Below are 15,091 nucleotides of genomic sequence, written 5' to 3' on the forward strand. Positions count from 1 at the left end.
GGGGGCTGCGCCCACAGGCGTACGCGACTGCCGAGACTGGTCGACACTGCAATGGGAGACAACGCGCTCATGAGCGATGTTCTGGAGCTGGAGGACGTATCCGTGGTCCGCGAGGGCCGGGCTCTGGTGGACCAGGTCTCCTGGTCGGTCAAGGAGGGCGAGCGCTGGGTCATCCTCGGCCCCAACGGCGCCGGGAAGACGACCCTCCTGAACCTCGCTTCCAGCTACCTGTTCCCCAGCAGCGGCACCGCCACCATCCTCGGCGAGACCCTCGGCCAGGTCGACGTCTTCGAACTGCGCCCGCGCATCGGCGTGGCGGGCATCGCCATGGCCGAGAAGCTCCCCAAGCGCCAGACCGTCCTCCAGACCGTGCTCACCGCCGCGTACGGCATGACGGCCGGCTGGCAGGAGGAGTACGAGGACATCGACGAGCAGCGCGCCCGCGCCTTCCTCGACCGCCTCGGCATGAGCGACTACCTGGACCGCAGGTTCGGCACGCTCTCCGAGGGCGAGCGCAAGCGCACCCTCATCGCCCGCGCCCTGATGACCGACCCCGAGCTGCTGCTCCTCGACGAGCCCGCCGCCGGCCTCGACCTCGGCGGCCGTGAGGACCTCGTACGCCGCCTCGGCCGCCTCGCCCGCGACCCGGTCGCCCCTTCGATGATCATGGTCACGCACCACGTCGAGGAGATCGCGCCGGGCTTCACGCACGTGCTGATGATCCGCCAGGGCAAGGTGCTCGCCGCCGGCCCGCTGGAGCTCGAACTCACCTCACGCAACCTGTCCCTCTGCTTCGGCCTCCCACTCGTCGTGGAACAGATCGGCGACCGCTGGACCGCCCAGGGCCTGCCCCTGTCCTGACCGGGCACCGGCACTCGCGAGAATCACCGGCCGGCCACTTCGACCGGATCGGCGCCCTGTCCGAGGCAGGACCCGCGGACCTACCATGACCATGTGAACGACATCGAGGCATGGGTGTGGTGGCTCGTCGGCGCGGTCGCGCTGGGAATTCCGCTCGTGGTGACCGCCATGCCGGAGTTCGGCATGCTCGCGCTGGGAGCAGCCGCCGCCGCGGTCACGGCGGGTGTCGGCGGCGGCGTCGTCCTCCAGGTCCTCGTCTTCGCCGTCGTCTCGGTCGCCCTTCTCGCCGTCGTACGCCCCATCGCGGCCCGGCACCGGGCCCAGCGGCCCCAACTCGCCACGGGTATAGACGCGTTGAAGGGCAAGCAGGCCGTCGTACTGGAACGGGTCGACGGCGCGGGCGGCCGGATCAAGCTCGCCGGGGAAGTCTGGTCCGCGCGATCCCTCGACTCCGGACGCGCCTACGAGGTAGGCCAGGAAGTGGACGTCGTGGACATCGAAGGGGCCACGGCGATCGTCATATGACCTCGTAAGACGCAAGTGAACCGAACGCCCCACGGGACAGCCGACGGTCTGTCAGACTCGTCCAGCAAGATCTTCAACAAGCATAAGATCTTCCGGAAAACCGAGGCGGAGAAGGGTACGGGGAGCAACGATGGAACCGATCATCATCGTCCTGATCATTCTGGTGGTGTTGGTCTTCATCGCCCTGATCAAGACCATCCAGGTCATCCCGCAAGCGAGCGCGGCCATCGTCGAGCGCTTCGGCCGCTACACGCGGACACTCAACGCGGGCCTGAACATCGTGGTTCCGTTCATCGACTCGATCCGCAACCGCATCGACCTGCGTGAACAGGTCGTTCCGTTCCCCCCGCAGCCGGTGATCACCCAGGACAACCTGGTCGTGAACATCGACACCGTCATCTATTACCAGGTGACCGACGCGCGTGCGGCCACGTACGAGGTCGCCAGCTACATCCAGGCCATCGAGCAGCTCACCGTCACCACGCTCCGCAACATCATCGGCGGCATGGACCTGGAGCGCACCCTCACCTCCCGCGAGGAGATCAACGCGGCCCTGCGCGGTGTCCTCGACGAGGCCACCGGCAAGTGGGGCATCCGCGTCAACCGCGTCGAGCTCAAGGCGATCGAGCCGCCGACCTCCATCCAGGACTCGATGGAGAAGCAGATGCGCGCCGACCGTGACAAGCGCGCCGCGATCCTCACCGCCGAGGGCACGCGCCAGGCCGCCATCCTCACCGCCGAAGGTGAGAAGCAGTCCCAGATCCTGCGCGCCGAAGGTGAGGCCAAGGCCGCGGCCCTGCGCGCCGAGGGCGAAGCGCAGGCGATCCGTACGGTCTTCGAGTCCATCCACGCCGGCGACGCGGACCAGAAGCTCCTCGCCTACCAGTACCTCCAGATGCTCCCCAAGATCGCCGAGGGCGACGCCAACAAGCTCTGGATCGTGCCCAGTGAGATCGGCGACGCCCTCAAGGGGCTGAGCGGCGCCATGGGCAACTTCGGCCCGATGGGCGGCGGTTCGGGCAGCGGGAACTCAGGCGGCTCCGGCTCGGAGCGCCGCGAGAAGCCGCCGATCACGGACTGACGCAAAACCCGCGCCCCGAAAAGGGGCGCGGGGAACCGCGCGACCGGCCAGGATCTCCCCGCGGCTCACGAACCGCCCACGGTCTTCCGGCTCACTGGGGGAGCGTCTAGGCGGCCGGCTGTGCCAGCCACTCCGGCAGCGACTCGAAGTCGTCCTGCCCCAGCGCCAGCAGCATCGCGTCCGCCGGTGTCGGCTCGAACGGCTGCCGCAGCAGCGGCATCCCCGCCTGCTCCGGCGTACGGGCCGCCTTGCGGTGATTGTCCTCCGCGCACGACGCCACCGTGTTCAGCCAGGAGTCCTGGCCCCCCTGCGCCCTCGGCACCACGTGGTCCACGGTCGTCGCACGCCTGCCGCAGTACGCGCACCTGTGCCTGTCCCGTACCAGGACACCTCGCCTCGACCATGGCGCTTGTCTTCGGAAAGGCACCCGGACATAGCGGCAGAGCCTGATCACCCGGGGCACCGGTATGTCCAGCGCGGCTCCGCGCATACGGAGTTCGGGGTGGGCCTGCTCGACGACGGCCTTGTCCTGCAGCACCAGAATGACGGCTCGGTTCAACGTCACCGTCGACAGCGGCTCAAAGCTCGCGTTCAGCACCAGCGTGTCCCGCATCCAGCCCACCTCCCGTGTGCACCGGCCCACCCCCTGGCGGGCTTGGATCAACTCTGGCCGGGCGCGCCGAGATGGACAACGCAATAAAAACTGCCCGCCTCTGATCACTTCCAAGACCAGAGACGGGCAAACGTTCAATGAACGTCAGTCTTCAGCGGGAACCTCGTACTCACCGATGAGCTGGGCGCGCGCCAACGCGTGGAACCGCAGGTTGAAGCCCACCACGGCGGGCGATGCGTCCGCGTCCGGACCGAGCTTCTCCTGGTCCACGGCGTAGACCGTGAACACGTACCGGTGCGGCCCGTCCCCGGGCGGCGGCGCGGCACCACCGAAGTCCTTCGACCCGTAGTCGTTGCGCACCTGGATCGCGCTGTCGGGCAGGCCCTCGAACTTGCCGCTCCCCGCACCCGTGGGCAGCTCGGTCACCGAGGCCGGGATGTCGAACGCGACCCAGTGCCAGAACCCGCTCCCCGTGGGTGCGTCCGGGTCGTAGCAGGTCACGGCGAAGCTCTTGGTCTCCGGCGGGAAGCCTTCCCAGCGCAGCTGCGGCGAGGTGTTCCCCGCCGCGTAGACCTGAGCGTCCTTGAGCGTCGCACCCGGCTCGACATCCTCACTCGTGACCGTGAAGGACGGCACGGGCGGATGGAAGTCGTGGGGGAGCGGCGGCCTCTTGAGCTCGGTCACCTCGGTACCTCCTGATGGGTTTCCGGAAAGCCGGAAAGACGGAATCTCTCGGTCCCGAGCCTAGAACCAGCTGCGCTTGCTGCCGACCTCCGACAGCCACTGGTGGAGATACGCGGTCCAGTCGGTGCCCTGGAAGTCGTTGAGACCGACCTGGAAGGAGCGGTACGAGTCGCTGCCCTCGCTGAACAGACCCGGCTTCTTGTCCATCTCCAGGATCACGTCCATCTCCCGGTCGTCCGCGACGAAGCTCAGCTCGACCTGGTTGAGACCGCGGTACTGCGACGGCGGGAAGAACTCGATCTCCTGGTAGAACGGCAGCCGCTGGCGGGTCCCCCGGATGTGGCCGCGCTCCATGTCCGCGTTCTTGAAGCGGAAGCCCAGCTGGACGAAGGCGTCCAGAATCGCCTTCTGCGCCGGCAGCGGGTGCACGTTGACCGGGTCCAGGTCACCGGAGTCCACGGCGCGCGCGATCTCCAGCTCGGTCGTCACACCGATGTTCATGCCGCGCAGGGCCTGCCCGTCGATCATCGTGATCGGCGTCTCCCACGGGATCTCGAGCCCGAACGGCACCGCGTGCACCGCTCCGGCCTGGAGCTCGAAGGCACCACCGAGGCTCAGCTTGGCGAACTCGATGTCCTGCTTGTACTCCTGGTCGTCGTGGCCCTCGACCTCGACCTTGGCCTGGAGGCCGACGCTCAGCCCCTCGATCGCCTGGTTCACGGACCCGCCCTGGATCCGTACCTCACCCTGGACCACACCGCCCGGAACGACGTTGACCTCGGTCAGTACCGTCTCGACCGAAGCCCCACCGGCCCCCAGGCTCGCAAGCAGCCGCTTGAACCCCATGTCTCCACCCTCCCAGGCAATGCCTGTTCCGTGTCCGCGCCCGGACCCCCGTCGGGTCCCGTGTATGACGACGACTATTCCTTGATCTCTATCAACGCGATCCGGCGACGGCCGGTTCCGCGCCCTCACCCTTCCAAGGGGAACGCCTCCTGGCCACCCCGATGGCACACACCTGAGTGGACTACGCTCGTACGCCATGATCGCGGCCCCTGACCGTACGCCCCTCACCCGGGAGTTCTTCGCCCGACCCGTCCTTGACGTCGCCCCGGACCTCCTCGGACGCGTCCTCGTCCGCACGACCCCGGACGGTCCGATCGAACTGCGCGTAACCGAGGTCGAGGCATACGACGGCCCGAGCGATCCCGGCTCCCACGCATATCGCGGCCGCACGGCCCGCAACGGCGTGATGTTCGGTCCGCCCGGCCATGTGTACGTCTACTTCACCTACGGCATGTGGCACTGCATGAACCTGGTGTGCGGTCCGGAGGGCCGAGCGAGCGCGGTCCTGCTGCGGGCCGGCGAGATCATCGAGGGCGCGGAGCTCGCGCGCACACGTCGACTCTCGGCCCGCAACGACAAGGAACTGGCCAAAGGACCGGCACGTCTGGCCACGGCGCTGGAGGTGGACCGCGCACTCGACGGCACCGACGCATGCGCCCCGGAGGGCGGGCCGCTGACCCTGCTGTCGGGCACGCCCGTGCCCCCCGACCAGGTGCGCAACGGTCCGCGCACCGGAGTGTCCGGTGACGGAGGGGTCCACCCGTGGCGCTTCTGGATCGACAACGACCCCACGGTGAGCCCCTATCGGGCCCATACGCCCCGACGCCGACGAACTTGACGCGTCCCTGGGGGCTCCGTAATGTAGTCCGAGCCGCTTGAACCGGGTACTGCGTTCAGCCAGCAGCCGGGAGCGGCCAACCCACTACCTACGACTCCCCTCAGCGGGGGCCAATTCGGCGTGCCTGCATGCCTGAATTCGAGCTTGCGGAACTCGATTATGAGTTGCAGCGGGAATCGGCTAGCGTAGTGAATGTCGAAAGGCACGGGACGGAAAGTCCCAGACCCAAGGCAAAACCCCCCGACAGGGAATCGGACACGAAAGAGTCTGATAGAGTCGGAATCGCCGGAAAGGGAAACGCGAAAGCGGAAACCTGGAAAGCACCGAGGAAATCGGATCGGAAAACGGTCTGATAGAGTCGGAAACGCAAGACCGAAGGGAAGCGCCCGGAGGAAAGCCTGAGAGAGTCTCTCGGGTGAGTACAAAGGAAGCGTCCGTTCCTTGAGAACTCAACAGCGTGCCAAAAATCAACGCCAGATATGTTGATACCCCGTCTCCGGCCGATCGGCTGGGACGAGGTTCCTTTGAAAAAGTCCTGCCGACGTTGTTCGGTAGGCGCACAGCGAGGACGCTGTGAACGGCTGGGCTTATTCCGCCCGGCTGTTCCGCTCTCGTGGTGTCGTCCCGATTACGGGAAAACATTCACGGAGAGTTTGATCCTGGCTCAGGACGAACGCTGGCGGCGTGCTTAACACATGCAAGTCGAACGATGAAGCCCTTCGGGGTGGATTAGTGGCGAACGGGTGAGTAACACGTGGGCAATCTGCCCTGCACTCTGGGACAAGCCCTGGAAACGGGGTCTAATACCGGATAATACTCTCGCAGGCATCTGTGAGGGTTAAAAGCTCCGGCGGTGCAGGATGAGCCCGCGGCCTATCAGCTTGTTGGTGAGGTAGTGGCTCACCAAGGCGACGACGGGTAGCCGGCCTGAGAGGGCGACCGGCCACACTGGGACTGAGACACGGCCCAGACTCCTACGGGAGGCAGCAGTGGGGAATATTGCACAATGGGCGAAAGCCTGATGCAGCGACGCCGCGTGAGGGATGACGGCCTTCGGGTTGTAAACCTCTTTCAGCAGGGAAGAAGCGAAAGTGACGGTACCTGCAGAAGAAGCGCCGGCTAACTACGTGCCAGCAGCCGCGGTAATACGTAGGGCGCAAGCGTTGTCCGGAATTATTGGGCGTAAAGAGCTCGTAGGCGGCTTGTCACGTCGGGTGTGAAAGCCCGGGGCTTAACCCCGGGTCTGCATTCGATACGGGCTAGCTAGAGTGTGGTAGGGGAGATCGGAATTCCTGGTGTAGCGGTGAAATGCGCAGATATCAGGAGGAACACCGGTGGCGAAGGCGGATCTCTGGGCCATTACTGACGCTGAGGAGCGAAAGCGTGGGGAGCGAACAGGATTAGATACCCTGGTAGTCCACGCCGTAAACGGTGGGAACTAGGTGTTGGCGACATTCCACGTCGTCGGTGCCGCAGCTAACGCATTAAGTTCCCCGCCTGGGGAGTACGGCCGCAAGGCTAAAACTCAAAGGAATTGACGGGGGCCCGCACAAGCAGCGGAGCATGTGGCTTAATTCGACGCAACGCGAAGAACCTTACCAAGGCTTGACATACACCGGAAAGCATTAGAGATAGTGCCCCCCTTGTGGTCGGTGTACAGGTGGTGCATGGCTGTCGTCAGCTCGTGTCGTGAGATGTTGGGTTAAGTCCCGCAACGAGCGCAACCCTTGTTCTGTGTTGCCAGCATGCCCTTCGGGGTGATGGGGACTCACAGGAGACCGCCGGGGTCAACTCGGAGGAAGGTGGGGACGACGTCAAGTCATCATGCCCCTTATGTCTTGGGCTGCACACGTGCTACAATGGCCGATACAATGAGCTGCGATACCGCAAGGTGGAGCGAATCTCAAAAAGTCGGTCTCAGTTCGGATTGGGGTCTGCAACTCGACCCCATGAAGTTGGAGTTGCTAGTAATCGCAGATCAGCATTGCTGCGGTGAATACGTTCCCGGGCCTTGTACACACCGCCCGTCACGTCACGAAAGTCGGTAACACCCGAAGCCGGTGGCCCAACCCCTTGTGGGAGGGAGCTGTCGAAGGTGGGACTGGCGATTGGGACGAAGTCGTAACAAGGTAGCCGTACCGGAAGGTGCGGCTGGATCACCTCCTTTCTAAGGAGCACTTCTAAGCCGGGCTTGCCCGGTTCAGAGGCCAGTACATCAGCGACTGTCTGATGCTGGTTGCTCAAGGGTGGAACGTTGATTATTCGGCACACTCGACCTGCTCAGGTTGGCAAGTACTGCTTCGGCGTGGAAAGCGAACATGGGAGGGCGAGGGTGTCGGGCACGCTGTTGGGTGTCTGAGGGTACGGCCGATCATGGCTGCCTTCAGTGCCGGCCCCGGTAAAGATCTGCTTCGGCGGGTTGTGACGGGTGGTTGGTCGTTGTTTGAGAACTGCACAGTGGACGCGAGCATCTGTGGCCAAGTTTTTAAGGGCGCACGGTGGATGCCTTGGCACCAGGAACCGATGAAGGACGTGGGAGGCCACGATAGTCCCCGGGGAGCCGTCAACCAGGCTTTGATCCGGGGGTTTCCGAATGGGGAAACCCGGCAGTCGTCATGGGCTGTCACCCATACCTGAACACATAGGGTATGTGGAGGGAACGCGGGGAAGTGAAACATCTCAGTACCCGCAGGAAGAGAAAACAACCGTGATTCCGGGAGTAGTGGCGAGCGAAACTGGATGAGGCCAAACCGTATGCGTGTGAGACCCGGCAGGGGTTGCGTATACGGGGTTGTGGGATCTCTCTTTTACGGTCTGCCGGCCGTGAGACGAGTCAGAAACCGTTGATGTAGGCGAAGGACATGCGAAAGGTCCGGCGTAGAGGGTAAGACCCCCGTAGTCGAAACATCAGCGGCTCGTTTGAGAGACACCCAAGTAGCACGGGGCCCGAGAAATCCCGTGTGAATCTGGCGGGACCACCCGCTAAGCCTAAATATTCCCTGGTGACCGATAGCGGATAGTACCGTGAGGGAATGGTGAAAAGTACCGCGGGAGCGGAGTGAAATAGTACCTGAAACCGTGTGCCTACAAGCCGTGGGAGCGTCGCGTTGCATGCTTGCATGCAACGTCGTGACTGCGTGCCTTTTGAAGAATGAGCCTGCGAGTTTGCGGTGTGTTGCGAGGTTAACCCGTGTGGGGAAGCCGTAGCGAAAGCGAGTCCGAATAGGGCGATTTAGTAGCGCGCTCAAGACCCGAAGCGGAGTGATCTAGCCATGGGCAGGTTGAAGCGGAGGTAAGACTTCGTGGAGGACCGAACCCACCAGGGTTGAAAACCTGGGGGATGACCTGTGGTTAGGGGTGAAAGGCCAATCAAACTCCGTGATAGCTGGTTCTCCCCGAAATGCATTTAGGTGCAGCGTCGTGTGTTTCTTGCCGGAGGTAGAGCACTGGATAGGCGATGGGCCCTACCGGGTTACTGACCTTAGCCAAACTCCGAATGCCGGTAAGTGAGAGCGCGGCAGTGAGACTGTGGGGGATAAGCTCCATGGTCGAGAGGGAAACAGCCCAGAGCATCGACTAAGGCCCCTAAGCGTACGCTAAGTGGGAAAGGATGTGGAGTCGCACAGACAACCAGGAGGTTGGCTTAGAAGCAGCCACCCTTGAAAGAGTGCGTAATAGCTCACTGGTCTAGTGATTCCGCGCCGACAATGTAGCGGGGCTCAAGCGTACCGCCGAAGTCGTGTCATTGCAGCGTATAGCCCCAACGGGTGCTGTGATGGGTAGGGGAGCGTCGTGTGCCGGGTGAAGCCGCGCCGGAAGGCAGTGGTGGACGGTTCACGAGTGAGAATGCAGGCATGAGTAGCGATACACACGTGAGAAACGTGTGCGCCGATTGACTAAGGGTTCCTGGGTCAAGCTGATCTGCCCAGGGTAAGTCGGGACCTAAGGCGAGGCCGACAGGCGTAGTCGATGGATAACCGGTTGATATTCCGGTACCCGCTGTGAAGCGTCAAACATCGAGCCCATTAATGCTAAGGCCGTGAAGCCGCCCTGGAGCCTTCGGGCAAAGGGGAGTGGTGGAGCCGCTGACCCAAGGTGGTAGTAGGTGAGTGATGGGGTGACGCAGGAAGGTAGTCCATCCCGGGCGGTGGTTGTCCCGGGGTAAGGGTGTAGGCCGTGCGATAGGTAAATCCGTCGCGCATTAAGGCTGAGACCTGATGCCGAGCCGATTGTGGTGAAGTGGATGATCCTATGCTGTCGAGAAAAGCCTCTAGCGAGTTTCATGGCGGCCCGTACCCTAAACCGACTCAGGTGGTCAGGTAGAGAATACCGAGGCGTTCGGGTGAACTATGGTTAAGGAACTCGGCAAAATGCCCCCGTAACTTCGGGAGAAGGGGGGCCATCACTGGTGATCCAATTTACTTGGTGAGCTGGGGGTGGCCGCAGAGACCAGCGAGAAGCGACTGTTTACTAAAAACACAGGTCCGTGCGAAGCCGTAAGGCGATGTATACGGACTGACGCCTGCCCGGTGCTGGAACGTTAAGGGGACCGGTTAGTCAAACTTCGGTTTGGCGAAGCTGAGAACTTAAGCGCCAGTAAACGGCGGTGGTAACTATAACCATCCTAAGGTAGCGAAATTCCTTGTCGGGTAAGTTCCGACCTGCACGAATGGCGTAACGACTTCTCGACTGTCTCAACCATAGGCCCGGTGAAATTGCACTACGAGTAAAGATGCTCGTTTCGCGCAGCAGGACGGAAAGACCCCGGGACCTTTACTACAGTTTGATATTGGTGTTCGGTTCGGCTTGTGTAGGATAGCTGGGAGACTTTGAAGCCCGCACGCCAGTGTGGGTGGAGTCGTCGTTGAAATACCAGTCTGGTCGTGCTGGATGTCTAACCTGGGTCCGTGATCCGGATCAGGGACAGTGTCTGATGGGTAGTTTAACTGGGGCGGTTGCCTCCTAAAGAGTAACGGAGGCGCCCAAAGGTTCCCTCAGCCTGGTTGGCAATCAGGTGTTGAGTGTAAGTGCACAAGGGAGCTTGACTGTGAGACCGACGGGTCGAGCAGGGACGAAAGTCGGGACTAGTGATCCGGCGGTGGCTTGTGGAAGCGCCGTCGCTCAACGGATAAAAGGTACCCCGGGGATAACAGGCTGATCTTCCCCAAGAGTCCATATCGACGGGATGGTTTGGCACCTCGATGTCGGCTCGTCGCATCCTGGGGCTGGAGTCGGTCCCAAGGGTTGGGCTGTTCGCCCATTAAAGCGGTACGCGAGCTGGGTTTAGAACGTCGTGAGACAGTTCGGTCCCTATCCGCTGCGCGCGCAGGAATATTGAGAAGGGCTGTCCCTAGTACGAGAGGACCGGGACGGACGAACCTCTGGTGTGCCAGTTGTCCTGCCAAGGGCATGGCTGGTTGGCTACGTTCGGGAGGGATAACCGCTGAAAGCATCTAAGCGGGAAGCCTGCTTCGAGATGAGTATTCCCACCTCCTTGAGAGGGTAAGGCTCCCAGTAGACGACTGGGTTGATAGGCCAGATCTGGAAGGCGGGTAACCGCTGGAGGTGACTGGTACTAATAGGCCGAGGGCTTGTCCTCAGTTGCTCGCGTCCACTGTGTAGTTCCCAGACAACGAACGGTTGTGCTGGCTGAACAGTTCCACTTACTTAATTGAAAAGTGTGCTTGTTCGCTGCCCTGTTCATGGCCTCGTACATATACGAGGTGTCTGAAAGGGTTTCGGTGATCATAGCGTGAGGGAAACGCCCGGTTACATTCCGAACCCGGAAGCTAAGCCTTACAGCGCCGATGGTACTGCAGGGGGGACCCTGTGGGAGAGTAGGACGTCGCCGAACAATCTTTGGAGGACCTTTGGTCCCAGCGACTCGCTGGGACCAAAGGTCCTTTTTTTGTTTTCCCAAAGCGCGCCGGGTACTCGGCTGCGCGAGAATGACTTGCGGTACCGAAGACAGGAGTCACCATGTCCACCAACTCTCCCGATGAGCGACCGGAGCGCGACGAGCGCCGCCGGGACAGTGGTGACCGCGGCGGCTACCGCGGGGGCCCGCGCCGGGACAACGACCGCGCTGGCTCCGGCGACCGCGGTGGTTACGGCCGGCGTGACGACCGCCGTGATGGTGACCGGGGCGGAGATCGCGGTAGTGACCGCGGCGGAGACCGGGGTGGTTTCCGCCGTGACGATCGCCGCGATGACCGTCGTGGGGATGACCGCGGCGGCCGACCCGGCGGCTTCCGGGGCCGGGACGACCGGCGCGATGACCGGCGTGACGACCGCGGTGGCGACCGTGGCGGAGACCGTGGTGGCTTCCGTCGCGACGACAACCGTGGTGGCGGCGGCTTCCGCGGAGGGGACGACCGCGACCGTGGTGGACGCCCGGCGTTCCGCCGCGACGACCGCGCCGCCGGACCGCGCCGCGATGACCGGGGTGCTGGACCGCGTCGCGACGACCGCGCTGCTGGACCGCGTCGCGACGACCGCGCTGCTGGACCGCGCCGCGACGACCGCGACCGTGATCGTGGGTTCCGCCGCGACGGTGATCGCCCCGCGGTCCGTCGCGATGACGACCGTGGTGGCTTCCGTCGCGATGACCGACGTGATGGCGACCGTGGCGGCTTCGCCCGTCGCGATGACCGTCGTGGGGATGACCGTGGCGGCCGACCCGGCGGCTTCCGGGGCCGGGACGACCGGCGCGATGACCGGCGTGACGACCGCGGTGGCGACCGAGGCGGAGACCGTGGTGGCTTCCGTCGCGACGACAACCGTGGTGGTGGCGACCGGGACCGTGGATTCCGTCGCGACGGTGACCGTCCGGCCTTCCGTCGCGATGACGACCGTGGCGGCTTCCGCCGTGACGATCGTCGTGGCGACGACCGTGGCGATCGTGGCGGCTTCCGCCGCGATGACCGGCGTGACGACCGTGGCGGCGACCGTGGTGGCTTCCGTCGCGATGACCGCGGTGACGACCGTGGCGGAGACCGTGGTGGCTTCCGTCGCGACGACAACCGCGGTGGCGATCGCGGTGGTGACCGTGGTGGGTTCCGTCGTGATGACCGGCGTGATGACCGCGGCGGCGACCGTGGCGGAGACCGTGGTGGGTTCCGGCGTGATGACCGGCGTGATGACCGTGGCGGCGATCGTGGGGGCTTCCGTGGGCGTGATGACCGCGGTTCGCGTGGCCCGCGTAGTGATGACCGTGGCGGCCGCCCCGGCGGCTTCCGGGGCCGGGACGACCGGCAGGGCGACGACCGGCGCGGTGGCGGCCGGTTCCGCGACGAGCGGGACCGCGACCGTGAGCCGATCAAGCGGCTGCCGATCCCGGACGACGTCACGGGCGAGGAGATCGACAAGGACGTACGGCAGGAGCTGCTGAGCCTGCCCAAGGGGCTTGCCGAGGACGTCGCCAGGAACCTGGTGATGGTCGCGCGGCTCATCGACGAGGACCCGGAGAGCGCCTACGGGTACTCCAAGGTGGCCCTGAGGCTGGCGTCCCGCGTCGCCGCCGTGCGCGAGGCGGCCGGCTTCGCCGCGTACGCGAACCAGAAGTACAGCGAGGCCCTCGGCGAGTTCCGTGCGGCCCGCCGTATGACCGGCGGCGTCGAGCTGTGGCCCGTCATGGCGGACTGCGAGCGCGGTCTCGGCCGGCCCGAGAAGGCGCTGGAGATGGCCGGTGCGCCCGAGGTGCACAAGCTCGACAAGGCCGATCAGGTCGAGATGCGGCTCGTCGCCGCCGGAGCGCGTCGTGACATGGGGCAGCTCGATGCCGCCATCGTGACGCTGCAGAGCCCCGAGCTGGCCTCCAACTCGGTGCAGCCCTGGACCGCGCGACTGCGGTACGCGTACGCCGACGCGCTCCTCGCCGCGGGCCGCGAGAGCGAGGCGCGCGAGTGGTTCGCCAAGGCCGCCGAGTCCGACAAGGACGGCAGCACGGACGCCTCGGACCGCCTTGCCGAGATGGACGGTGTCGAGTTCGTCGACGCGCTCGTCGAGGACGAGGAGAGCGACGAGGGCACGCGGGGCGAGACCGAGGCCCCAGTGGCAGCCGCCGAGGGCGACGCGGACGCGGACGTGGACGAGGAGCAGGTCGACGTCGTACGCGAGGTCGTAGAAGCCGGCGTTGAAGACGGCGACGGACACGGTGACGACAAGAGCGACAACAACGACAACAACGACGGCGACGGCGACAAGAGCTGACGTCATCTCATGATTGGGCGGGACTCCGGAAGGAGGCCCGCCCTTCGTGTTTGAGGGGCGGTTCTCAGACCGTCAGCGCGCGCAGCACCAGCCCCGACGCGGGTTTCGGGCCGAACGACGTCGACTTGCGGGGCATCGTCACGCCCTGGCGGGCGAGGTCCCGTACGACCTCCTCGCGGACCGGGTGCAACAGCACGGCCGTACCGCCGTCGCGCTCCGCCTTCTCGACCGTGGCGGCCGTGTCGTGGATGTAGGCGATGTCCGTGGGGGAGTCCTCGGGGATGTTCCAGACGTGGTCCAGGAGCGTGGCGTGCAGGACCGTCGCGTCGAGAGTGCGCCAGGCTTCCGGGTGGTCCGCCGGGATCGTACGCGCCAGGAGGTCCGGGGACGGGTGGTCAACCAGATGGAAGGCGCCATCACCCGCGAGGAGGAAGGCGTTGCCCGCGCAGGCGGAGTCGGCCAGCGCGGCCAGGGCGTCCGCGAGCGGCAGGTCGAGGCGGCGGACGCGGAACAGGCCCGTGAGAGCGGCCAGGGCGTCCGCCACCGGCAGCCGGTGCAGCAGACGGTGGATGGCGCGTACGCGCAGCGGATAGCGGGCCGTGTCGACCAGCAGGACGAGCCCGTAGTCCCAGGGGCTCGGCGAAGGGTGCTCCGCGCGTAGACGCAGATACGTCGCCCAGCGGTGGTGGCCATCGGCGATGAGTGCCTGGTGGCTGCCCAGATCGGTCTGGATCTCGGCCAGCTCGGCGGGGTCCGTCACCGCCCACAGCCGATGGCTGAAACCGTCCTCCGTGGTCGTCGAGAGCAGCGGAGTGCTCTCGACGGTACGTTCGATGACGGCCGTCGTGCCGGCCTCGGAGCCGTTGCCGCGGTAGGTCAGCAGCAGGGGTTCGAGGTTGGCGGAGGTCGCGCGCATCAGGGCCGCGCGGTCCGCGATGACGTGCGGCATGACGTCCTCGTGGGGGAGGACCACGCCGTCCGACGGCTCCGACAGGCGCAGGGCGCCGATGATGCCGCGTTGCAGCATGCTGCCGTCGCTTTGTTCGTAGACGTACAGACCCGGCTCGCTGTCGGTGGTGAGGACGCCCTTGGTGAGCCAGTGCTCCAGGGTGTCCGCCGCCTGTTCGTTGCGGGCGGTGGGCGTGACGGCCTGGGGGAGGATCAGCCGGACGATGTTGTACGGGTCCGCCGATTCGAGGTGGAGCAGCCCGTCCGGCCGGACGACGACGTCGTACGGCGGCGATGTCACGGCGGCCAGGCTGCCGACCCGGTCGGGGTCGTAGCGCAGGCCCCGGAACGGTGTCAGGTCGAGGCCACTGCGCGCCGGGGTTTCCTCCGCGGGACCTGCATAGTTCATTGAGGCATCCTAAGTGTGTCGGTGTGTCGGTGGCATGCGCGATGATCAGGGGAAAGGGATCGAACGAGGAGCGAT

The 15,091-nt window shown here is 64.8% G+C and carries 10 protein-coding genes and 3 rRNA genes; 9 read left to right on the top strand and 4 right to left on the bottom strand.

The window, feature by feature from the left end:
* Window positions 1–69 precede the first annotated feature (69 nt).
* The 3 genes from GTY58_RS33660 (at window position 70) to GTY58_RS33670 (ending at window position 2,467) form a co-directional block, all read left to right on the top strand.
* Entirely contained in the window at window positions 70–861 is a 792-nt protein-coding gene (locus tag GTY58_RS33660) for an ABC transporter ATP-binding protein (RefSeq protein WP_010987880.1), read from the top strand.
* A gap of 93 nt (window positions 862–954) precedes the next feature.
* Window positions 955–1,386 (top strand): NfeD family protein, encoded by a 432-nt coding sequence (locus GTY58_RS33665; RefSeq protein WP_010987881.1) that lies wholly within the window; start codon window positions 955–957, stop codon window positions 1,384–1,386.
* Between the two features lie 130 nt (window positions 1,387–1,516).
* Complete coding sequence (locus GTY58_RS33670) at window positions 1,517–2,467, top strand: SPFH domain-containing protein (RefSeq protein ID WP_010987882.1); 951 nt, start codon at window positions 1,517–1,519, stop codon at window positions 2,465–2,467.
* A gap of 106 nt (window positions 2,468–2,573) precedes the next feature.
* Here GTY58_RS33670 and GTY58_RS33675 read toward each other — a convergent pair whose 3' ends face one another.
* The 3 genes from GTY58_RS33675 to GTY58_RS33685 form a co-directional block, all read right to left on the bottom strand.
* The gene (locus tag GTY58_RS33675) at window positions 2,574–3,080 is read right to left on the bottom strand and encodes an HNH endonuclease (protein WP_010987883.1); all 507 of its coding nucleotides are present in this window, start codon (window positions 3,078–3,080) and stop codon (window positions 2,574–2,576) included.
* A 144-nt stretch (window positions 3,081–3,224) separates the two neighbouring features.
* Window positions 3,225–3,764, bottom strand: a complete 540-nt coding sequence (locus tag GTY58_RS33680) for a YbhB/YbcL family Raf kinase inhibitor-like protein (RefSeq protein ID WP_010987884.1) — start codon at window positions 3,762–3,764, stop codon at window positions 3,225–3,227.
* 60 nt (window positions 3,765–3,824) lie between these two features.
* Window positions 3,825–4,610, bottom strand: a complete 786-nt coding sequence (locus GTY58_RS33685) for a sporulation protein (RefSeq protein WP_010987885.1) — start codon at window positions 4,608–4,610, stop codon at window positions 3,825–3,827.
* A 196-nt stretch (window positions 4,611–4,806) separates the two neighbouring features.
* Here GTY58_RS33685 and GTY58_RS33690 point away from each other — a divergent pair, with 196 nt between their 5' ends.
* The 6 genes from GTY58_RS33690 (at window position 4,807) to GTY58_RS33710 (ending at window position 13,659) form a co-directional block, all read left to right on the top strand.
* Complete coding sequence (locus GTY58_RS33690; RefSeq protein ID WP_010987886.1) at window positions 4,807–5,448, top strand: DNA-3-methyladenine glycosylase; 642 nt, start codon at window positions 4,807–4,809, stop codon at window positions 5,446–5,448.
* A gap of 641 nt (window positions 5,449–6,089) precedes the next feature.
* A 16S ribosomal RNA gene (locus GTY58_RS33695) occupies window positions 6,090–7,615 on the top strand.
* 308 nt (window positions 7,616–7,923) lie between these two features.
* Window positions 7,924–11,047: ribosomal RNA gene (locus tag GTY58_RS33700) — 23S ribosomal RNA — on the top strand.
* 138 nt (window positions 11,048–11,185) lie between these two features.
* A 5S ribosomal RNA gene (gene rrf, locus GTY58_RS33705) occupies window positions 11,186–11,302 on the top strand.
* The 16S, 23S and 5S rRNA genes sit together here, the layout of an rRNA operon.
* Window positions 11,303–11,446: 144 nt before the next feature.
* Window positions 11,447–12,838, top strand: a complete 1,392-nt coding sequence (locus GTY58_RS39890) for a hypothetical protein (RefSeq protein WP_010987887.1) — start codon at window positions 11,447–11,449, stop codon at window positions 12,836–12,838.
* Window positions 12,775–13,659, top strand: coding sequence for a tetratricopeptide repeat protein (locus GTY58_RS33710; protein ID WP_237529698.1), 885 nt, complete (start codon window positions 12,775–12,777; stop codon window positions 13,657–13,659). Before GTY58_RS39890 ends, GTY58_RS33710 begins: the two co-directional genes overlap by 64 nt.
* Before the next feature lie 64 nt (window positions 13,660–13,723).
* Here GTY58_RS33710 and GTY58_RS33715 read toward each other — a convergent pair whose 3' ends face one another.
* The gene (locus GTY58_RS33715) at window positions 13,724–15,016 is read right to left on the bottom strand and encodes a DUF1015 domain-containing protein (RefSeq protein ID WP_010987889.1); all 1,293 of its coding nucleotides are present in this window, start codon (window positions 15,014–15,016) and stop codon (window positions 13,724–13,726) included.
* Window positions 15,017–15,091 lie beyond the last annotated feature (75 nt).

This window comes from Streptomyces sp. SID5469, from assembly GCF_009862865.1.
Classification (GTDB): Bacteria; Actinomycetota; Actinomycetes; order Streptomycetales; family Streptomycetaceae; genus Streptomyces; species Streptomyces avermitilis.

Coding starts and splice junctions, on each gene's coding strand:
- GTY58_RS33660 (WP_010987880.1), top strand. CDS start 70: ATGAGCGATGTTCTGGAGCTGGAGGACGTATCCGTGGTCCGCGAGGGC.
- GTY58_RS33670 (WP_010987882.1), top strand. CDS start 1,517: ATGGAACCGATCATCATCGTCCTGATCATTCTGGTGGTGTTGGTCTTC.
- GTY58_RS33675 (WP_010987883.1), bottom strand. CDS start 3,080: ATGCGGGACACGCTGGTGCTGAACGCGAGCTTTGAGCCGCTGTCGACG.
- GTY58_RS33685 (WP_010987885.1), bottom strand. CDS start 4,610: ATGGGGTTCAAGCGGCTGCTTGCGAGCCTGGGGGCCGGTGGGGCTTCG.
- GTY58_RS33690 (WP_010987886.1), top strand. CDS start 4,807: ATGATCGCGGCCCCTGACCGTACGCCCCTCACCCGGGAGTTCTTCGCC.
- GTY58_RS39890 (WP_010987887.1), top strand. CDS start 11,447: ATGAGCGACCGGAGCGCGACGAGCGCCGCCGGGACAGTGGTGACCGCG.
- GTY58_RS33715 (WP_010987889.1), bottom strand. CDS start 15,016: ATGAACTATGCAGGTCCCGCGGAGGAAACCCCGGCGCGCAGTGGCCTC.